Raw genomic sequence first — 18,800 nt, forward strand, 5'->3', positions numbered from 1 at the left:
GCCCTACACCCGCAACACGTCGCGCCGCCGCAGCGGGCGCGCGAACAATTCGGCGAGGTCGCCCGCCTGGTCGAAGCCGTGGATCGGCGAGAAGACGAGCTCGATCGCCCATTTCGTCGTCAGCCCTTCGGCTTCGAGCGGATTGGCGAGCCCGAGACCGCAGACGGTGAGGTCGGGGCGCTCGGCACGCACACGATCGAGCTGGCGATCGACGTCCTGGCCTTCGCTGACCAACGTGCCCGGCGGCAACAGCGCGAGTTCGCCCGCGAGATGCGCGCGGTGGAGATAGGGGGTGCCGACCTCGACCGGGATCATCCCCAGCTCGTTCGACAGGAAGCGCGCGAGCGGCACTTCGAGCTGCGAATCGGGCAGGAAGAAGATGCGCTTGCCTTCGAGCTTTTCGCGGCAATGTTCGATCGCGCGCTTGGCACGCTCGCGGCCCGGCGCGATCACGCGGCGGAAGTGCATTTCGTCGATCCCGAACGCCAGCGCCGCGGCGTGGACCCAGGCGGTGGTGCCCTCGGCACCGAAGGGAAAAATCGATTCGATCCGCGTCGCGCCGCGCTCCTCGAGCGCCAGTGCGGTCGCGCCGAGAAACGGTTGCGCCAGCAGGAAGCGGGTGTTCGGCCCGACCGGCGGCATCGCATTGGCCTTGCGCGCGGGCAGGCAATGGACCGGGCCGATGCCGAGTTCGGCGAACAGCCGCAGGAACTGATCCTCGACGATGTCGGGCAACGCCCCGACGATCATCAGCGCGGGAGGCGCATTTGCGGGTTCGGCTGCGAGTTCGGGGACCAGCGCGGCAAGGCACGCATCCTCGCCCTCGGTGAAGGTCGTCTCGATCCCGCTGCCCGAATAGCTGAGGATCCGGACATTGGGGGTGTGCTTGGCCGACAGCCGCTGCGCCGCGCGCGACAGGTCGAGCTTGATGACCTCGCTGGGGCACGAGCCGACCAGGAACAGCATCTTGATGTCGGGACGCCGCACCAACAGGCGATCGACGACCCGGTCGAGCTCCTCATTGGCGTCGGCGAGTCCGGCCAGGTCGCGCTCCTCGATGATCGCGGTGCCGAAGCGCGGCTCGGCGAAGATCATCACCCCCGCCGCCGATTGCAGCAGATGCGCGCAGGTGCGCGATCCGACGACCAGGAAGAAGGCGTCCTGCACCTTGCGATGCAGCCAGACGATGCCGGTCAGGCCGCAGAATACCTCGCGCTGGCCGCGCTCGCGCAGCACCGGGGGGCAATCGACCGCCGAGGTCGCGGGGAGCGGGAAGGCGGGGCTCATGCCGGCACCATCCGCGGTTGTTCAAGCCGTGCGACGCGAAGCTTCCACAGGAACTGGCCGGCGTTGACGACATACGCCAGGTACCCCGCCAGCGCGACCGCCATCTGCTGCTCGATCGTGCCGATTCCGGCGAACAGCATCGCGAGATAGGCGGTGTGCAGCGCCAGCACGACCATGCTGAACAGGTCTTCCCACCAGAAGCCTTCGGCGAACAACCATTTGTCGAACACGACCTTTTCCCAGATCGAGCCGGTGACCATGATCGTGTAGAGCGCGATCGTCTTGGCGACGATCGAGGCGGTCGCGGCGCCCGCGCCCTCGCCGGTCACGAGGTAGCGGACCACCAGTGCCAGGCTCACCAGGAAGATCAGGAACTGGACGGGGGCGAGCAATCCCTGAACCAGCGTCCAGCGGCTGGCGTCGCGGCGGGCGCGCTGTTCGGGCGTGTAGAGCGGCCGATGTTGCCGTTCCTTTCCGACCGAGCCGCCGCCTCTAACCATTGCTGCCTCACCTCATCGTTCGTTGCCCGGATGATGAGCTTGACGCCAACAAGTGTCAAATAGAATTGACGTCCAATTATTTTTACATGTGGTGCGGTGCAGCGCGTTTCGCGGGTTGTGATGCATCCGTAACAGGCATAGCATCGCCCGAGTCGATGGAGCCAAAGGTGGAGCGCCGACAGTATCGCGTATGCTTCGATAGTGGCTGGAGACCGCACGAATGGCATCGACCTACCCGTCCGGAAAAATATCCCCCGCCATGGTTTCGCGCGAGCGCAGTGGTGCGCGACCGTCGCATCCAATGCGCCGCTCGCCGCAATTCCAGCGCGCCGACCCGGTCGCGCTATCGACGCTGATCGAATGCGAAGTGATCCCGCGGCTGATGGGTGCGCGGCATCGCAGCGGCGGCCAGGCAGTGCCGGTCGAGATGCCCGTCATCTCGCCGGCGGAGGTCGAAGCCTTCACCCCATTGACGCTGCAGGTCGAGGCCGACGAGCTGCTGGCACTGGTCGAAGCGATGCTTGCGCGCGGTGTGACTGCCGAGGCCCTGCTGCTCGACCTGCTCGCCCCCGCGGCGCGGACGCTGGGTGAATATTGGAAGGACGATCGCTGCGATTTCGTCGATGTGACGATGGGGCTGTGGCGGTTGCAGGAGGTCGTGCACGAACTCGCGGCCCGCGTGCCATTGGCGGGCGGTCGCGCCAATGACGTGCGCCGAGCCTTGTTCGCGGTGGTGCCGGGCGACCAGCACAGCTTCGGACCGATGGTGATCGAGCAGGTTTTCTCGCGCGCCGGCTGGGACACCGATCGGCTGGGCGAAAGCACGGCGGCGTTATTGTGCGAGCGATTGTCGGGGAGTTGGTTCGACATTGCTGGATTGACCGGCGGCAGCGAGTGCCATATCGGCGCGCTGCCATCGGTGATCCTTGCGATGCGCAGCGTCTCGCGCAACCCGCATCTTCGCGTGCTGGTGGGCGGACCTGCCTTCCTTGAAAATCCGGCGCTCGTTGACGATGTAGGTGCCGACGGCACTGCACCCGACGCGCGTGCGGCATTGGCACTTGCCGATGCCATGGTACAGGACGTCGCTTTTCAAACCGGGGGCTGACGGTAGGCTTCCTCTTACATGCGGAGCGTTGCGGATCGTCGATGACCAGGCATCCCGCCCCCGCTGGCCCTAGTGGCTTTTCGCAGCCTGACCGCTATCCTGGTCCGCTCGATTCGAATGCGGCCGCCCAGATGCTTGCGGCCGCGGGCGATGTGTCGCTGGTGCTCGACAGCGCCGGCACGATCCTCGATATCGCCATTGCCGAGCGCGATATGGTCGCGCTCGGGTTCGGCAATTGGGCGAATCGCGACTGGCGCGAGACCGTCACCAAGGACAGCCGGGCGAAGATCGACGAAATGCTCGCCGACGCCGTAGCCGGGGCACCCGCGCGCTGGCGCCAGGTGAACCAGACGACTGACGATGGCGAAGTGCCGGTACGCTATCTCGCGATGGCGCTCGGTAACGACGGGCGTGTCATCGCGATCGGCCGCGACATGCGCGCGCAGGCGGCGACCCAGCAGCGGTTGATCCAGGCACAGCAATCGCTCGAGCGCGACTATATCCGCTTGCGGCAGGTCGAGGCACGCTATCGGCTGCTGTTCGACATGGGGCGCGAGGCGGTGCTGGTTGTCGACGCCGCGACTCGGCGGATCCGCGAGGCCAATGTCGCCGCGCATCGGCTGGTCGATGCCAAGCCCGGTGCGCTGGTCGATCAGCCCGCGACGATCCTGGTCGAAGCCGCCGAGCGCGAGCGCATGGTGGCCTATCTTGGCGCCGCCGCGGTGTCGGCGACCCCGCCGACCGAGGCGATGGCGCTGCGCAAGGGCATCGGCGAGGGCCGATTCGTCGCGACCCTTTTCCGCCAGGAGCGCGCGTCGCTGCTGCTGGTGCGGATCGAACCGGCGGCGGTGGTGACCCCCGATCCGGGCGAGACGGTGCAGCTGCGCGATGTCGTCGATGCGCTGCCCGATGCCTTCGTGCTCGCCGATTCGGAGATGCGCGTCTTGACCGCCAACGCCTCGTTCCTCGAACTTGCCGAACTGCCGGTGCTCGAGCGGATGACCGGCGGCTCGCTCGGCCAATGGCTGGGGCGCCCGGGGATTGACCTCGAGGTGATCGAAACCCAGCTGCGCGAACACGGCACGGTACGCAACGTCGCGACGATCGTTCGCGGCAGTGCGGGCGGCGAGGAAGAGGTCGAGCTTTCGGGGGTCGCGGTGCCGGGCACCGACGGGTCGATGCATTATGGCTTCACGATCCGCACGCTCGCGCGTCGCATGGTCGATACCGCGCAGCCCGGACGCGAAGTGCCGCGGTCGGTCGAGCAGCTGACCGAGCTGGTCGGGCGGATGTCGCTCAAGGAGATCGTCCGCGAGAGCACCGATCTGATCGAGCGATTGTGCATCGAGGCGGCGCTGGCGCACACGTCGGACAATCGCGCTTCGGCGGCCGAAATCCTGGGGGTGAGCCGGCAGAGCCTCTATTCCAAGCTCCACCGTCACGGGCTTGGGAGCCTCACGAGCGAGCCTGAATAGCGGGCTCGTTGCCGCGACGGTGAGTTTTACACTCAGAACTGTCAATTTTGTTTGACGCTCTTGGCGGGTGGGCATAGCCTGCCGCCATGGCCGAGACCTCGACTCATCCGCCGATCACCCGGGTCCCCGCGGCGCGCGACGTGCTCGAGCTGCTCAAACCGATCACCTGGTTTCCACCGATGTGGGCGTTCCTGTGCGGGGTTGTCTCGTCGGGCGTGCCGCTGGGCGACCGCTGGCCGTTCCTGATTGCGGGCATCCTGCTGACCGGCCCCCTAGTGTGCGGCACCAGCCAGGCGGTGAACGACTGGTTCGACCGGCATGTCGATGCGATCAACCAGCCCGAGCGGCCGATCCCCTCGGGCCGGATCGGCGGCCAATGGGGGCTGGCGATCGCGGTGATCGGCAGCGTGCTGTCGGCATTGGTCGCCTGGGTCACCGGGCCATGGGTGTTCGTCGCGACGCTGGTAGGGCTCGCGCTCGCCTGGGCGTATAGCGCGCCGCCGCTTCGGCTGAAGATCAACGCGATCCTCGGGCCGGGCGCGGTGGCGCTGAGCTACGAAGGGCTGACCTGGTTCACCGGTGCCGCGGTGATGGCGGGCACCTTGCCCGGCGCGCCGGTGCTGGTGATCCTGCTGCTCTACAGCGTTGGCGCGCACGGCATCATGACGCTCAACGATTTCAAGGCGGTAGAGGGCGATCTCGCGACCGGGGTGCGTTCGCTGCCCGCGATGCTCGGCATCGATCGCGCGGCGCGGGTCGCCTGCCTGACGATGCTGCTGCCGCAACTGGTGGTGGTCGCCTTGCTGCTACGCTGGGATCATCTGATCGTCGCCGGCGTCGTCGCCTTGCTCGTGATCGGCCAGCTCGCGGCGATGGTGCGGCTGCTGCGCGATCCGCGCGCAATGACGCCCTGGTATGCCGCGACCGGGGTGTCGATGTACGTGCTGGGCATGCTGGCATCGGCGTTCGGGCTGGGGGGCGTGTGGGGATTGTGACCGCCCCGCTCGGCTGGGGCGGCATCGTCCGCCTGGGGCTGGTGCAGAGCGCGATCGGCGCGATGGTGATGCTCGCGACCTCGCTGCTCAACCGGGTGATGGTAGTCGAATATGCGCTACCCGCAGCGTTGCCCGCAGGATTGGTGGCGTTCCATTATGCGGTGCAGCTCTCGCGGCCGCTGTGGGGACATGGATCGGATCGCGGCCATCGGCGCACGCCGTGGATCGTCGGCGGGATGGCGGTGCTGGCGCTCGGCGTCGTGCTCGCGGTCGATTCGCTGGCGTTGCTCGCGATCGGATCGGTGGCGGGCTATGCGATGGCGATCCTTGCCTTCGCGATGATCGGCGGCGGGGTAGGGGCGGCGGGCACCTCGCTGCTCGCGCTGCTGGCGACCCGTGTCGCGCCCGATCGCCGGCCAGCGGCTGCGGCGATCACCTGGATCATGATGGTGGCGGGGATCATCGCCAGCGCGGGCGTCGCGGGGGCGTTGCTCGATCCCTATTCGCTGCCGCGGCTCGCGATGATCGTGAGCGCGATCGCGCTGGTCGCGTTTCTCGTCGCGCTCTTGGCGGTCCAGGGCATCGAATCGAGCGGTGACCGGATGCAGTCGGCGGCAGCGCCGATCGCGCGCGAGCGCTTCGGCGACGCGATCGCGGCGATGCTCGCCGATCGCGATGCGCGGCGCTTCACCGCCTTCGTCTTCGCCTCGATGCTTGCTTATTCGATGCAGGACATGATCCTCGAACCCTTTGCGGGCCTGGTTTTCGCCTATTCGCCCGGCGAGTCGACCAGCCTTGCGGGCATCCAGCATATGGGTGTCCTGGCGGGGATGATCGCGGTCGGCGTCGGCGGCAGCGCATTCGGCGGGCGCAGCGCGATAGGGCTGCGGCGCTGGATCGTCGGCGGGTGCGTCGGTTCGGCGGTCGCGCTGGCGGGGCTGGCGATGGCAGCGCAGGCGGGTCCGGGCTGGCCGCTAGCGCTCAACGTCGCGCTGCTGGGGTTTGCCAACGGCGTGTTCGCGGTCGCCGCGATCGGCACGATGATGGCGCTCGCGGGCGCTGCGGGCGATGGCCGCGCGGGAATGCGGATGGGCGTATGGGGCGCGTCGCAGGCGATTGCGTTCGGGCTCGGCGGGCTGATCGGTGCGGTCGGGGTCGACTGGGGGCGCGCGGTCACCGGCGACGACTCCGCGGCCTTCGCCCTGGTCTTTGGCGGCGAGGCGGCGCTGTTCGTATTTGCCGCCGCGCTCGCGATCGGTGCGGCCACCCGGCGCGCACCCATGGGACATCTCGAACTGGCGGAGCTGGCACGATGAATACCGCAGCAAGAACGACGTATGATTACGACGTGGTGGTGGTCGGTGGTGGCCCGTCGGGCGCGACCGCCGCGACCGATCTGGCGCGGCTGGGCCGGCGGGTGCTGCTGCTCGATCGCGGCGGGCGGATCAAGCCGTGCGGCGGCGCGATCCCGCCGCGCGCGATCGAGGATTTCGCGATCCCCGATCATTTGCTGGTGGGCAAGGCGCGCACCGCGCGGATGGTCGCGCCTTCGGGCAAGACCGTCGATATGCCGGTAGGCGACGGCTTTGTCGGCCTGGTCGACCGCGAGACCTTCGACGAATGGCTGCGCGCGCGCGCCGCGCTCGCCGGCGCCGAACGCCGCACCGGCACCTTCGAAACCGTCGAACGCGACGGCGACGGCGCCGCGATCGTCGTCTTCCGCGAAAGCCGCCACGCCGAGCCGCAACGGGTGCGCGCCGCCAGCGTCATCGGCGCCGACGGCGCGCGATCGGGCGTGGCGCAGGCGACGCTCAAGGGCGAGCGCACCCCGTGCGTCTTCGCCTATCACGAGATCATCCGATCGCCCGCCAACGACCCGAGCTTCGACCGCAGCCGCTGCAACGTGATCTATCAGGGGCATTTGTCGCCCGATTTCTACGCCTGGGTCTTCCCGCACGGCGACACTGCGAGCATCGGGGTGGGCAGCGCCAACAAGGGCTTCCCGTTGCGCGACGCGGTCGCCCGGCTGCGCGCCGATAGCGGCTTGACCGATTGCGAGACGATCCGCTGCGAAGGCGCGCCGATCCCGCTCAAACCGCTCAAGCGCTGGGACAATGGCCGCGACGTGATCGTCGCGGGCGACGCCGCGGGGGTGGTCGCGCCGGCATCGGGCGAGGGCATTTACTATGCGATGGCATGCGGGCGGTTCGCGGCCGAATCGGTCGATGCGTTCCTCACCACCGGCGACGCACGCGCGCTCAAACAGGCGCGCAAGCGCTTCATGCGCGAACATGGCCGGGTGTTCTGGATCCTCGGGATCATGCAATATTTCTGGTACCGCAACGACAAGCGCCGCGAGCGCTTCGTCAAGATGTGCGAGGATCCCGATGTCCAGAAGCTGACCTGGCAGGCCTATATGCACAAGCGGCTGGTGCGCGCCGATCCGATGGCGCACGTGCGAATCTTCTTCAAGGACATGCGCCACTTGCTGGAGTCGGCGACATGACGACGCTCGGCCGCGCGGGGATATTCCCGGTTGCGATCGCCGCGGTCGCCGCGACCTTCGTCGCGATCGTCGGTGCGACGATGACCGATCTCGGCCCCTGGTATCGCGCGCTCGCCAAGCCCGATTGGGCGCCCCCCGACGCGCTGTACGGCGTCGCATGGACCCTGGTGTTCGCGACCACCGCGCTCGGCAGCGTCACCGCCTGGCGCGCGATGGGCAGCCGCGCCGCCGCCGACTGGCTGATCGGGCTGTTCGCCTTCAACGGCTTCCTCAACATCCTGTGGAGCCTGTTGTTCTTCCGGCTCCAGCGCCCCGATTTGGCGGCGATCGAGGTGATCGTGCTCGGCATATCGGTGCTCGGGCTGACGCTGTTCGCCGCGCGATATTCGCGGATGGGGGCGATGCTGTTGCTGCCCTATCTCGGCTGGGTGTTGCTCGCAGGCGCGCTCAACTGGGAAATCGTCCGGCTCAACGGGCCGTTCGTCTGAACGCCTTTTTCGCCAGCGGCCATGCGGTCGATCTGGTGCTGGTGGTGCTTGCCGCGGAGTTCGCGTGGCTGGTCACGCGCGGCGGTTGGCGCGCGTCGGACGCCGCGTTTCGATTGCTACCCGGAGCGCTGATGCTGCTGGCGACGCGCGGCGCGTTGACCGGCGCGGCATGGCCCTGGATCGCGCTGCCGCTGCTGGCGTCGTTCCCGGTGCATCTGCTCGACCTGCGCAGGCGATAAGGCGGTCGCTCACAGCTTCAGCACGCGCCACCAATAAAAAGCCGCCCCGGTCGCCCGGAGCGGCTTTTGGCATTCCAGCCCGTCTTATTGCGGGGCGGCGAGATACGCGATCACGTCGGCGCGCTTCTGTTCGTCGGGGATGCCGGCGAACGCCATCTTGGTGCCGGGCACCACGCGCTGCGGGTTTTCGAGATACTGGAACAGCTTTTCCGGTGTCCAGGTGATGCCGCTGTTCTTGTTGGCGGGGGTGTAGTTGTAGCCCGCAACCGTACCTGCGGCGCGGCCAACGATGCCCGCGAGCGAGGGGCCGATCTTGTTCACTCCGGCCTCGACTGCATGGCAAGTCTGGCACTGGAGGAACACCGTCTTGCCGCTGGCGGCGTCGCCGGTGAAGCTGGCGAAGGTCGCGCCGGTTACCGTCGTGGTATCGTCGGGCGCGGGCGCGGTCGCCGCCGGTGCAGCAGCGGGTGCCGCCGCGGTCGTCGCGGTGTTGGTGGCGGGGGCCGCTGCCTTTTCTTCTGATTCTCCACCCGAGCAGGCGGCGAGCGTCAGCGCGGTGGTCGCTACGCCCAATGAAAGCCATCCCGTGCGCTTCATCGATCCAAAGTTCATTCGCCTGCTCCTAACCTGTTTAAACGGTACGCTTAACGGTACTCTACATCGGTGCAATACAACCCGTCAGTTACGATCTGCTGCCGTGGCGGGACGCTGCCATCCTATGTTTACCACCCCCGTGGCAAGCCGCAAGTCGAACCCGTGCAATACGGTCTTTAATACTGCAAAATGGGCGTTTCCAAGATTCCCAAGGTTGGCCAAGGTTGGCAAACTATCCCGTTATTACAGGCACTTAGCTTGTAAAGTGTCGGGACGGTGCACCATCTTTGGCAAGCGTTCGAACCCCCGAGCTAACCCCCGCATACGGTGGGGTTAACCGGAGTTTTCGATGATGGACAAACTTGGAGGCAACAAATGGCAAAGAAAATCCCAGCACGACCAACAGCCCGTTTTATCGCGGACTTGGAAACACGCGACAAAGATTACCAAATCGGCGATGAAACGGTGAGCAATCTATTTCTGCTTATTCGACCCACGGGTCTGAAAAGGTGGACTTACGATGCGGCGAATATTTGCAACACCAGCAGCCGTCGCATCAAAATGTCGCTGGGGACTTACCCGGCCTATACGCTCGCCGAAGCTCGCGAGTGGGCAGATCAGCTAAACCGCCTACGGGGCAGGGGTATCGATCCGCGTATCGCCAAGGCGGAAGCGGAGGCGGAAGAGGCGCGCAAGACCGACAACACGCTCCGCACAGTCCATGGGCTGTATATCGCCCACAAGAAGCTTGAGGGGCTCCGGACGATCGATGAGAAAATCCGCCTTATGGAGCGCAATGTGTTCCCCCAGCATGGCGACCGGCCCATTGACGATTTTACGAAGAGCGATGCGCGCGCTTGCGTTCAGGTCATGCGCGACCGTGGGGCCGCCGGTGCTGCCAACAATATGCTGGCCGAGCTGCAAGCATTTCTTCGGTGGGCGGCGGCGGAGGATCATGTAGAGCATAATGTCGCGGCGAGCATCCTGAAAACCGGTGGCGGGAACCCTCGGCGCGCTCTCAAGATGCACGAACTCGTATGGCTGTGGCGGGCTCTCGATAGCTATGACGCGGATCAAGCCGATCCCATTCGGCTGCTTATCCTAACCGGTTGTCGCGTCATGGAATCGCACGGTGCCGCGTTAGCCGAAATCCGGAACGGCATTTGGACCCTCCCACGAGAGAGGGCGAAGACGAAGGTGGTATGCGAACTGCCGCTCGCGCCACTCGCAAAATCAATTTTTGGGGGGGCTCGCGAACGGGCGATGAAGAGGGGCTGGAGCCATTGCTTCCGTTCGCGACCGTATCGCACGATGGCCCACCCTATGCTGTCATCGCTGCGCAACGATCTCGATCGGATGGCTAAGCTCGAAGGCGAGACCGTCGAGCCGTGGGATTTGCATTGCATTCGGCACGCCGTTCGCACCGAAATCGTCGCGGGCGATCCATCCAATATCCCGATTGCCGAAAGGATACTGAACCACGCCACCACCGGTATCGTCAACCGCTACGACCATAACACCTACAACCCGGCGAAACTTAAGTTGTTGTCAGCATGGGAAGCGCGGATAGTGGCAGAAGTCGCAGCAAATGAAGAACGCATCGCCGCCTAATCGTGTTTAGCTTGACAAGTGTCCATTTGGATATACTGTTCGTGCGCTCTTTTTTGTAGACAGTCTTGGTCAACCTTCGTATCTAGTCGTCATCGGAAACGACTAGATACGAGGGTTTGTTATGAACATGAGCGAAGACTGCTGGATTACTGCTAAAGAAGCGTGCGCGCTGCTGTCGATTACCGACACGCATTTGGCAATGCATTGCAAAAAGAATCGCGTCGAGAAGAAGCGGCTGCTTAACGCCGCGACGGGTGAGCTAAGCCGCAATGTCCGTTATCGTAAGACCGATGTTCTCAAGCTGCTCGCATAGGGGTGGGGCTATGCGAACGGTTATAGATGCTAGGGTGCACGATCTCGAAACTATCGAGGATTGGTGCGAAGGCTGTGGCATCGCGCAGGATTGGCAACCTGTCTGGGGCGATGCTGGAATGATAGGGTGGGTTATCGAAGCCAACCCCGACGACCGTTTCTTATTGAGGCTACGGTTCGGTTTTGCGCCGGTAGAATTGTGGAAGGGGCAGCGATATGGGTGAGTTGATCTCTTTCGCGGGCACGCTGATGCTGATCGGCATCGTCGGCTTGTTCGTCCTGATGGGTGTCATGTCGCTGATCGATTCTGCCCGCGTATACATTACCAAACCTCACTTGCGGGAGGATGTAGCCTATGAGGTCCAAAATCAATTTTTAGGGCTTGGCGCGTGCGCCGCTGTGATCGGTTGCATGTGGTTGTTCAGCGAGAACATTCGCGCCAATCGCGAAGAGAGCGAGCTTGTCCGTATCGAAACCATCAAGACCGATGTTGGCCTTGATGGTTTCGAGGACGGTCGCAACTACTCTTGCACGGACGATTGCTCGGGTCATGAAGCAGGGTTTGAATGGGCGGCGCATTACCGATCCCTAGATGCCTTCGATTGCAGCGACGACAATGGGGACAGCTTCCAAGAGGGCTGCTTCGACTATATCGAAGAGGTCGAGCGGCGGATCAAAGACACTGAAGCCTGAAATGGATTTCGTCATCGTCCGAAAGAATGACGCGCAAATGCAGATCATCCCATTGAAACTCGATGGGATGATCTAGCGTGTATATCAGGCGCATCGCGTCAACGGGGCGACCGATGATGCAGCCACCATCGAACAACTTCGACATTTTGGACATGCGGTCATATAGCGCGATATGATGGTCCGCCATCGGACGGAACTTCTCTAGCGGGTGCTTATCCATCCTTGCGCACCGGCGGCAGCGTCCATTGATTGATCGCGATCGCGACCCAGAATAGTAGGAAAATGAAGTCGGCCATGGTGTAATCTCCGGTAAGTGGGGCACCATTATTTACCCTGAAGGCTCCGTTCGGCGTCACGCGCCAACAGGTCGATCAGCGCCACGGCATCGATAACCGCCAGCATCTTGCGACGATCCTGTTTGACGAATGCGACCGGCTCCAGACCGTCTTTGCGATCAGCCTGCTCAAGATAATCGTAGAGCGGTGTAAAGCCCGTGGCACGAGCCTTGACCTCGATCGATACAGGTATCAGCCGCTTGGCTTTTGGTGAGAGGACGATATCCACACCGCCAGCGCCCATCTGAGTGGATACGACATCGCCCGCCTCCAGCATGGGGAAGCGCGCTAGGATGGCGTCTCTCACCCACTGCTGGGCCGATCGCCCTTTCGCCTTGGCCGATTTGATCGATATGCGGGCCACTACAGCCCACGAGCGTAAAGCTTGGCCTCGGCTGCACGACGGCGCGTAAGGCCCGCTAGGACACGCCCACCGGCCTTATTCCACCTAGCGAACTCCCGCATGGCCCCGGCATGGTCGCCAGCGTTGTGCTTCCGTAGGAGCGTCGATTTGAGGAACGCGCCGGTGCCGACATTGAAGGCCAGCGAGACCATCGCGTCAAACTGGTCTTGGTCCGCGTCGATCGCCCTAGATACCGCTTTCTCAAATCGTAGGAGATCGATCCGAAGTCGGGCTTCAGCCTGCGCTTCGGTGTAGACAGTATCGCGTTTAACATGGGGACCGGTCGATCCGTATCCGATGGTGAGAATACCGGCGGGGCAGTAGTAAGCTTTGAGGCGGCAACCCTCAAACTCTTTGATGAGTTCAATGCCATTGTCTGAAGTCTGCATCCACTATTTATGAAGAGGCATCCGATGGCCCGATGGGGATAAATACAAGAAAGCCCCAACGGAGAACTTATCTTACATGCCCATCCATCTTAACAAAGAAATCCATGCCGTCCCTATCTACTCGGTAGACTCGGCGGGTAATCCGACCAACGCCAGCACAAAGCTTGTCGATAACACCGGCGCGACGCCTTTGATTACCAGCAACTATCCCGCCGTAGATGGCTGGATCGGCGGAACGGTCTCCCCCGTATTGGCAACAGGCTCCTTCGGAATGGCGTTCAACGGCACGACTTGGGACCGTGTGCGCGGCGACACATCTGGCGCTTGGACGCACGCTCCCCAGAATACCGTCTCTGGAGCGTTGAGCGGCACCATCGCGACAACGGGTGGAACGGCCTCGATACCGTTTATCAACACCGCTCGGCAGGAAGTGCACAACCCCTCTAGTGCAATCCTTTGGGCAAGCTGGGCCGGTGCGCCCACTCCTAATGGTGCAGGATCGTTCCAGATCGCGGCGGGAGCGAGCTACTCAACCGACCGCACGACGGGGACGCTACAGCTACTCTCGACGGCGGATGCACAGAGCTACACCGTCCATCGATTCTCGTGAGTAAACGCCCCCACTACGATGTCCTGTTGGACATCCTCACGACGCGCAACGCGAGACGGGCCGAATGGCCCCGTGCAAGCGCCCTAGCTCTGATCGAGCGGCTTAAGGCTAAACGGTGAGGGGCTGTTGTTGCCAGTCTGGAAAGCGATGGCCAACCCAAAGCCTTATATCCATAGTCAGAAAGTGCCGTTCCATTTCGACCTCAGCGAGCTTGCTGATTAAGTGGGCGATACGAAAGTCTTGAACAATACGGGTTTCCATATGGCAAGCCATTTTCCAAGCTACCGCTTCATCCATTGTCGCGAAAGCATACACAACTCCTTCGGAACTGATATGTTCAAAATGAGAGCAGCAATGGTCTTCACCTGCCGGGTGCTTCGGGCTCGTCATATAGTCTTCTGCCTTGGCCACGACAAGAACCGACTTCAATTTATTCATTTCTATACAATCCGATAAACTTAGTCTTCGGTATCGGAACGAACCCGATTGACCGTGTTCGCTCCGACAACATAAATTTTAGTCGGTGACCCACTCGCCACCCGGCTCCCGATAGTCAAAGCCGCTAATCAACCAATCGCCGGTAAGGGCATCCGCGATCTCTTCGGGATCGACTTCCTCTACAAACACGGTCGCGGTGGTGGGGAGATCAGGGACCGTCTCACCGTCCGTGTCGTAGACGATGTTGCGGACTTCGATCATGACCGGGCAACCTTCGAAGCCAAGCTTATCCCCTTCGTCGGGAGCAATCGCAGTGTAGAGGACGAGACGAACCACAACGCCGGATGGGTCATCCAAAATCAATTTTTCTGCCTCATCGAAATGACCCGGATAGAGGCCGGTGACGGCTAGCCTGTCGCGAACGGCGGCGGTCATAGTGCCAAAATGGTTGATGTGGGCAATTTCATATTCCAGTCGATCAATCATTTTACACCCTTCTCAATCTTAGCCTTCAGCCGTGCGATCTCTTTGGCTTGTCTTCCGACCACCTTTTCGAGATCGAAGAATCGACGGTTCGCCGCTAGAACCTCCCCTTCCAGTTCCTTGATGCGACGAAGCCGCTTCATCGTCTCAGGGAGGCTCTCGGAAACTTCTTTTTCAAGTTTGAGGCACCGTGTGGAGAAGCGAACAAGATCACGTTCTAGCTCATTGATGCGGGCCAGATGTTCCTTTGTGGAATCGATCTCCATGTTCTCTTCGTCTAAAATCATTTTCCGTTCCGTCATCCGCGTTGCTGATGCACCCATATAGGCTAACCGGATTGGCGTGTCATTGATGATATAGAGATTTGACAAAACTATTGTTCATGGCACGCCAAAAACGGAGGAAACACTAAGGGTTCAAGGCCGCATTTGGTGTTCCACACAAACTATTGTTGTCAATAGGAACATCTTTTGTTGCGACTGGCCTATGAGAACCGTAGATGGGGCGGGACAGCGATGCAGCTTAAGGACACGGCGGCAAAGTTGTTGGTGAGACGCTAAGGCGAAGTCCAAGCCCCCTGCTGATCATCTGCTACCTCGGTGCTGCTACCCGCACGGTGCAGCGAATACCAACTCGGGGAGGTTGACCGCCTCCCCACCATAAAATGGTTTTACGCTAATGATCGACATGAACACACAAGAGAAGACCGTATATCGGCTACTGCGTGACCCCACCGATGTTGCCGCTAAAGCGATGATCGACAAATGGGTTGCACAGGGGAAGATGAAGCTTGAGGATGTCCGTCTCAGCCGCATGGATGGCGCTAGTGGGATGTATAGTCTGTGGGAGCGTGAACGCGAAAAAAATGCTAAGCTTTCCAAGCAGGTTAACGAGTTTAACGACAAGCTCGAAAAGCTATACGCTAAGCTAAGGGTGACTAAGACCCGCATCCACTTTCGAGAAGAGGACCGGGAACTGGAATATCGCTTCGTTGTTCGAAAAGCGCTTAAGACTGGTCTAGGGAGCAACCTTGGACGGTTGGGGCTAACCTCATGGAATACGCGGTATTGGGCTATAGACTGGTTCAGGGAGAACCTGTGGATGCTTCGAGAGGTATCAGAGGTCACGCTATTGGAAGCGATCAGGATCATGCATCTGAACCATCGGCCCGGTTTAAGCCATAAGCATGAGGCGTTAAAGGTTTTGATCGATCCAGATCGTAAGGTTAGGGCAGGACCACCGTTGCAGGATTGGACGACGGTGCGCGACCGGCTAGAGCGGAAGACTGAGAAGGCAGGGCAATGACCATCAATAAACTACACGAACACTTTAATGAAAAACGCCGGAACGGGGTGCATCTTTGATGAACAGGCAACCAATATTAAACGCAGTGCCTAAGTTCTTCGAGCAGGCAAACGCGGGCACCATGTTGAAATCAATATCGGATCAGCATATTGCCCCAATCGGGAAACTGCGGGTTGATCTACAGGGCATCTTTGACTTCGGCTATATCGCGGATGAAACTGATCCCGCGTATTTGGGTGCGAGCTTTACAGAATCGCTAACTGATGAACTTTGGCGCGAGTCCATCAATCAGATGGCGGACTCAACATTTCGTTTGCCGTATCCGAAATGCGGATTTTTAATACGCTATCACGAAACTGAAATAATGCCGCGATCCGCGATGATGCATATTTTGAAGCAAGACGAAGAGCGGGTAACGGGCCGCGTCTATCAATACAGTCCCGATCTACCTTCGCTAAAAGGGCGTTGGTGCCGTCTGCCCTATAGTTATGAAATGGTTTTCGGCGCGGAAGTCGAGTTGATTACTATTGGCGAATACCCCGGCGCAGAGCTAGAAACGCAGAACACCAGAAACCTTACTAGCGAAATGATGGTGGCGAATGCCTTTCTCCAGCAGCGTGGGGAAACCTTCGATTCGGCCGATCCGCGTATGAAGGCGATCAACGCAGCGCGAGCGAAGTTCAACAGCGCCGTGCCGTTGCGGCTGGTGGTCGCGTCTGAACAGAAGGCGCGAGCGCACGCTTCGGGTTTAGGTGGCGGGGGGTCGGTTTCGGCGCATAATCGGCGGGGACACTGGCGAACGCTGGCGAACGGTAGGAGAGTTTGGGTTCGTGATGCCGCCATACACGGCGGTGTCGATGAAGCTCGCCAGTATGATGTTAATCCCGCGCCAACCCTTCAATAATCGACTCAAGACGCTCCACCCGACGCTGCAAAATGATTTTGGCCGTGATCTCATTTTGCGCCTCGGTGCGGAGCGTCTCGATAAGCGCCTCTGCACGATGGGCGGCGCGATCTGCCGTGTCGGCGACCCTAGCGACGGTCTTCAAATCCCACCCTTCGCAAACTTGGTTTGCTTGTATGTAGACCGTCAATAGGGCCTTGGTCGATGCGTCGAGATCGGTCGCGGCGACGATCGCCATGGCTTCGCGGTGGGTGGGGGTGCGCATAAGGTATTTATGGTGCGGTGGTGTTTCAGCGGCGGTGCCACCACCGAACGATCCAGTAAGAGCCGAACCCAACTATCAACGACACAACCGCTGTCGGGGCGGTAGCAACCAACCAGAGGCTACGAATTTCGCAAGGGCCGGGGGAGCAGCTACCCATCGAGGTTGCAAGCGCCAAGAGCAACCACAGGGGGATGCCTATAGCCACCGCACTTAGAGCCCGTCTCGAATCTCATGCGTAACGAGCGAGCCGCCGGATAAGCAACATGGCGGACGCGGCGTATAGGAAGGCAGTGGCGGATCGGATGCTTTGCTCGAAATCTTTGGCGAGGCGTCTGTTGCGGTTGAGCCAGGCAAAGGTTCGTTCGACGACCCAGCGGCGCGGATGGACGACGAAGCCGGTCTGGTCGGCGAACTTACGCACGATCTGGATGCCGATCGACGTCGCCGTTGCGACACGCGCGCTGGTATAGGCACTGTCGGCGTAAACGAGCTTCACGAACGGGTGCCGCTCGCGGGACATCTTGAGCAGAGGCACGGCGCCGTCGCGGTCCTGCACGTCGGCAGGGTGAACCAGCAGTTCGAGCGTCCGCCCGTCGCTATCCACCATGGCATGGCGCTTTCGACCTTTGATCTTCTTGCCGGCATCGTAGCCGCATGGGCCACCGGCCTCGGTCGTCTTCACGCTCTGGCTGTCGATCACGGCCGCTGATGGCATCGGCTCGCGCCCGACACGGGCACGATCCATCTGGACGAGATGGTGGTTCAACCCCTCGAACCCGCCACTATCGCGTAGCTCGCCGAACCAGCGATAGACGGTGCGCCAGGGCGGGAAGCCATCAGGCAGAAAGCGCCATGGGCAGCCCGTCCTCAGCACGTAGAAGATCGCGTCGAGCACTTCGCGCCAGTGCCAGCGGCGACGTCGCCCTCGATCGCAAGGCTTGGGCAGAAGCGGCGCGACAATCGCCCACTCCGCATCGGTCAGATCGCTTCCATAGCGCAGGCCCGTGCGGCTATGCAGCGCACGGGCGGTCGGGTTCCACATGATGCCTTCCAGGTCTGGTCTCGCAACCGCCCGGAATCACATCGAAGCTCGATCGTCCACTGTTACGCCACCGTTCTGACACGGCCTCTTAGGCACCCGGCGGATCGGGCTTTGCGATCTTGTTCTTCGGTATCCATGTCAGCGGCGATGCCACAACCGAATGAATTTATAAATGCTGAGCCCTGCTAGCGAAGCTACAATCAGTGTCGGGGCTGTGGCCACCACCCACATTTTCACAGGATGACAGGGGCCATGATGGCAGTAGATCATAAACGACACGCCAATGAGCATGAAAAATAGCGGTAGGCCAACTATCACCGCGCCTAAACAGCCGACTATGCGGGCTTTCCGGATTAGGTAGCGTTCGTGTGCATCCATAGCCCAGCGATGGGGGATTATAGGGGGAGGCGCAATCGAACAGTGCAGGCGCGTCGTAAGTCCGCGCCTGCACCGGTTTGCTCCACCTACCCAAAGGAGTTAGCCTCGGTCGGTATGTTATTTATCAGCATCACTCAAATGATGGGTTCTGAGTCCAGCGCATCTTAAACAGCATGGCCTCGCCCTCATCGGCGAACTCTACGCTAGCTGTAAGGCAGACATCCCGGTTGGTCTTCCAATAGTGGAGCTTATTCACATAAAGGATGTTGGCCTCGCTCGCGCAGTTTGCGCCAAGCCATTGCGTAATCTCTTCGACGGGCTGCTGCGGTTCAAGATGGACTGTAATCACATGCATGATCCTAGCGGGTTCGGACTGTTGGCGCGATATTTCTTCGTAGATATCTTCCCAAGGGTCGTAGCGGTGGTTTCTCACATGGCAC

26 protein-coding genes are annotated in these 18,800 nt (G+C 61.6%); 14 read left to right on the plus strand and 12 right to left on the minus strand.

Annotated elements, in window-relative coordinates:
- Positions 1–3: 3 nt before the first annotated feature.
- Together OKW76_RS00260 and bchF are read right to left on the minus strand one after the other, a co-directional pair.
- Positions 4–1,287 carry a ferredoxin:protochlorophyllide reductase (ATP-dependent) subunit N gene (locus OKW76_RS00260; protein ID WP_265550101.1) on the minus strand — a complete coding sequence of 428 codons (1,284 nt, stop codon included), beginning with the start codon at positions 1,285–1,287 and terminating at the stop codon, positions 4–6.
- The gene (gene bchF / locus OKW76_RS00265) at positions 1,284–1,787 is read right to left on the minus strand and encodes a 2-vinyl bacteriochlorophyllide hydratase (RefSeq protein WP_265550103.1); all 504 of its coding nucleotides are present in this window, start codon (positions 1,785–1,787) and stop codon (positions 1,284–1,286) included. The genes OKW76_RS00260 and bchF overlap by 4 nt, the downstream gene beginning before the upstream one ends.
- 301 nt (positions 1,788–2,088) lie before the next feature.
- On the opposite strand from bchF, the gene OKW76_RS00270 reads away from it, so the two are divergent.
- From OKW76_RS00270 to OKW76_RS00300, 7 genes are all read left to right on the plus strand, one after another.
- A complete protein-coding gene (locus OKW76_RS00270) occupies positions 2,089–2,895 on the plus strand; it encodes a cobalamin B12-binding domain-containing protein (RefSeq protein ID WP_265550105.1) in 807 nt (268 codons plus the stop codon).
- A 131-nt stretch (positions 2,896–3,026) separates the two neighbouring features.
- Positions 3,027–4,370 carry a transcriptional regulator PpsR gene (gene ppsR, locus OKW76_RS00275; protein ID WP_265550107.1) on the plus strand — a complete coding sequence of 448 codons (1,344 nt, stop codon included), beginning with the start codon at positions 3,027–3,029 and terminating at the stop codon, positions 4,368–4,370.
- Positions 4,371–4,456: 86 nt separating this feature from the next.
- A complete protein-coding gene (gene chlG, locus OKW76_RS00280; RefSeq protein WP_265550109.1) occupies positions 4,457–5,365 on the plus strand; it encodes a chlorophyll synthase ChlG in 909 nt (302 codons plus the stop codon).
- Positions 5,359–6,681: a BCD family MFS transporter gene (locus OKW76_RS00285; RefSeq protein WP_265553057.1), complete on the plus strand. Its 1,323-nt coding sequence runs from the start codon at positions 5,359–5,361 to the stop codon at positions 6,679–6,681. Before chlG ends, OKW76_RS00285 begins: the two co-directional genes overlap by 7 nt.
- Positions 6,678–7,871: a geranylgeranyl diphosphate reductase gene (locus OKW76_RS00290; RefSeq protein WP_265550111.1), complete on the plus strand. Its 1,194-nt coding sequence runs from the start codon at positions 6,678–6,680 to the stop codon at positions 7,869–7,871. Before OKW76_RS00285 ends, OKW76_RS00290 begins: the two co-directional genes overlap by 4 nt.
- Positions 7,868–8,359 carry a TspO/MBR family protein gene (locus OKW76_RS00295; RefSeq protein WP_265550113.1) on the plus strand — a complete coding sequence of 164 codons (492 nt, stop codon included), beginning with the start codon at positions 7,868–7,870 and terminating at the stop codon, positions 8,357–8,359. The genes OKW76_RS00290 and OKW76_RS00295 overlap by 4 nt, the downstream gene beginning before the upstream one ends.
- Positions 8,360–8,400: 41 nt before the next feature.
- Positions 8,401–8,598 carry a hypothetical protein gene (locus tag OKW76_RS00300; RefSeq protein ID WP_265550115.1) on the plus strand — a complete coding sequence of 66 codons (198 nt, stop codon included), beginning with the start codon at positions 8,401–8,403 and terminating at the stop codon, positions 8,596–8,598.
- 84 nt (positions 8,599–8,682) lie between these two features.
- Here the strand turns inward: OKW76_RS00300 and OKW76_RS00305 are convergent, their stop codons facing one another.
- Positions 8,683–9,210: a c-type cytochrome gene (locus OKW76_RS00305; RefSeq protein ID WP_265550117.1), complete on the minus strand. Its 528-nt coding sequence runs from the start codon at positions 9,208–9,210 to the stop codon at positions 8,683–8,685.
- Between the two features lie 357 nt (positions 9,211–9,567).
- Here OKW76_RS00305 and OKW76_RS00310 point away from each other — a divergent pair, with 357 nt between their 5' ends.
- From OKW76_RS00310 to OKW76_RS00325, 4 genes are all read left to right on the plus strand, one after another.
- Positions 9,568–10,803, plus strand: a complete 1,236-nt coding sequence (locus tag OKW76_RS00310) for a tyrosine-type recombinase/integrase (protein WP_265550119.1) — start codon at positions 9,568–9,570, stop codon at positions 10,801–10,803.
- A gap of 121 nt (positions 10,804–10,924) precedes the next feature.
- Entirely contained in the window at positions 10,925–11,116 is a 192-nt protein-coding gene (locus OKW76_RS00315; protein ID WP_265550121.1) for a hypothetical protein, read from the plus strand.
- Between the two features lie 34 nt (positions 11,117–11,150).
- A complete protein-coding gene (locus OKW76_RS00320; protein WP_265550122.1) occupies positions 11,151–11,339 on the plus strand; it encodes a hypothetical protein in 189 nt (62 codons plus the stop codon).
- Positions 11,332–11,808 (plus strand): hypothetical protein, encoded by a 477-nt coding sequence (locus OKW76_RS00325; RefSeq protein ID WP_265550124.1) that lies wholly within the window; start codon positions 11,332–11,334, stop codon positions 11,806–11,808. Before OKW76_RS00320 ends, OKW76_RS00325 begins: the two co-directional genes overlap by 8 nt.
- Here OKW76_RS00325 and OKW76_RS00330 read toward each other — a convergent pair.
- From OKW76_RS00330 to OKW76_RS00340, 3 genes are all read right to left on the minus strand, one after another.
- Positions 11,789–12,028, minus strand: coding sequence for a hypothetical protein (locus OKW76_RS00330; protein WP_265550126.1), 240 nt, complete (start codon positions 12,026–12,028; stop codon positions 11,789–11,791). The two genes, OKW76_RS00325 and OKW76_RS00330, sit on opposite strands and share 20 nt — an antisense overlap.
- 104 nt (positions 12,029–12,132) lie before the next feature.
- Positions 12,133–12,507: a hypothetical protein gene (locus OKW76_RS00335; protein ID WP_265550128.1), complete on the minus strand. Its 375-nt coding sequence runs from the start codon at positions 12,505–12,507 to the stop codon at positions 12,133–12,135.
- A complete protein-coding gene (locus OKW76_RS00340) occupies positions 12,507–12,935 on the minus strand; it encodes a lysozyme (RefSeq protein WP_265550130.1) in 429 nt (142 codons plus the stop codon). The genes OKW76_RS00335 and OKW76_RS00340 overlap by 1 nt, the downstream gene beginning before the upstream one ends.
- Before the next feature lie 76 nt (positions 12,936–13,011).
- Between OKW76_RS00340 and OKW76_RS00345 the strand changes: the two genes are divergently transcribed.
- Positions 13,012–13,545, plus strand: a complete 534-nt coding sequence (locus OKW76_RS00345; RefSeq protein ID WP_265550132.1) for a hypothetical protein — start codon at positions 13,012–13,014, stop codon at positions 13,543–13,545.
- Positions 13,546–13,653: 108 nt separating this feature from the next.
- Here OKW76_RS00345 and OKW76_RS00350 read toward each other — a convergent pair whose 3' ends face one another.
- The 3 genes from OKW76_RS00350 to OKW76_RS00360 form a co-directional block, all read right to left on the minus strand.
- Positions 13,654–13,983: a hypothetical protein gene (locus tag OKW76_RS00350; protein ID WP_265550133.1), complete on the minus strand. Its 330-nt coding sequence runs from the start codon at positions 13,981–13,983 to the stop codon at positions 13,654–13,656.
- A 78-nt stretch (positions 13,984–14,061) separates the two neighbouring features.
- Entirely contained in the window at positions 14,062–14,469 is a 408-nt protein-coding gene (locus OKW76_RS00355; protein WP_265550135.1) for a hypothetical protein, read from the minus strand.
- A complete protein-coding gene (locus OKW76_RS00360; protein ID WP_265550137.1) occupies positions 14,466–14,753 on the minus strand; it encodes a hypothetical protein in 288 nt (95 codons plus the stop codon). The genes OKW76_RS00355 and OKW76_RS00360 overlap by 4 nt, the downstream gene beginning before the upstream one ends.
- Positions 14,754–15,144: 391 nt before the next feature.
- Here OKW76_RS00360 and OKW76_RS00365 point away from each other — a divergent pair, with 391 nt between their 5' ends.
- Both OKW76_RS00365 and OKW76_RS00370 read left to right on the plus strand, forming a co-directional pair.
- The gene (locus OKW76_RS00365) at positions 15,145–15,771 is read left to right on the plus strand and encodes a hypothetical protein (protein WP_265550139.1); all 627 of its coding nucleotides are present in this window, start codon (positions 15,145–15,147) and stop codon (positions 15,769–15,771) included.
- Positions 15,772–15,856: 85 nt separating this feature from the next.
- Positions 15,857–16,675 (plus strand): hypothetical protein, encoded by an 819-nt coding sequence (locus OKW76_RS00370; RefSeq protein ID WP_265550141.1) that lies wholly within the window; start codon positions 15,857–15,859, stop codon positions 16,673–16,675.
- Here the strand turns inward: OKW76_RS00370 and OKW76_RS00375 are convergent.
- The 3 genes from OKW76_RS00375 to OKW76_RS00385 all read right to left on the minus strand — a co-directional run bounded on the left by OKW76_RS00375 (position 16,650) and on the right by OKW76_RS00385 (position 18,793).
- A complete protein-coding gene (locus OKW76_RS00375; RefSeq protein ID WP_265550143.1) occupies positions 16,650–16,940 on the minus strand; it encodes a hypothetical protein in 291 nt (96 codons plus the stop codon). The genes OKW76_RS00370 and OKW76_RS00375 overlap by 26 nt on opposite strands.
- Positions 16,941–17,169: 229 nt before the next feature.
- Entirely contained in the window at positions 17,170–17,982 is an 813-nt protein-coding gene (locus OKW76_RS00380; RefSeq protein ID WP_265549176.1) for an IS5 family transposase, read from the minus strand.
- A 508-nt stretch (positions 17,983–18,490) separates the two neighbouring features.
- The gene (locus tag OKW76_RS00385) at positions 18,491–18,793 is read right to left on the minus strand and encodes a hypothetical protein (RefSeq protein WP_265550145.1); all 303 of its coding nucleotides are present in this window, start codon (positions 18,791–18,793) and stop codon (positions 18,491–18,493) included.
- Between the last annotated feature and the right edge of the window lie 7 nt (positions 18,794–18,800).

Origin of the sequence: Sphingomonas sp. S1-29, assembly GCF_026167545.1 — a bacterium.
Lineage (GTDB): Bacteria > Pseudomonadota > Alphaproteobacteria > Sphingomonadales > Sphingomonadaceae > Sphingomonas.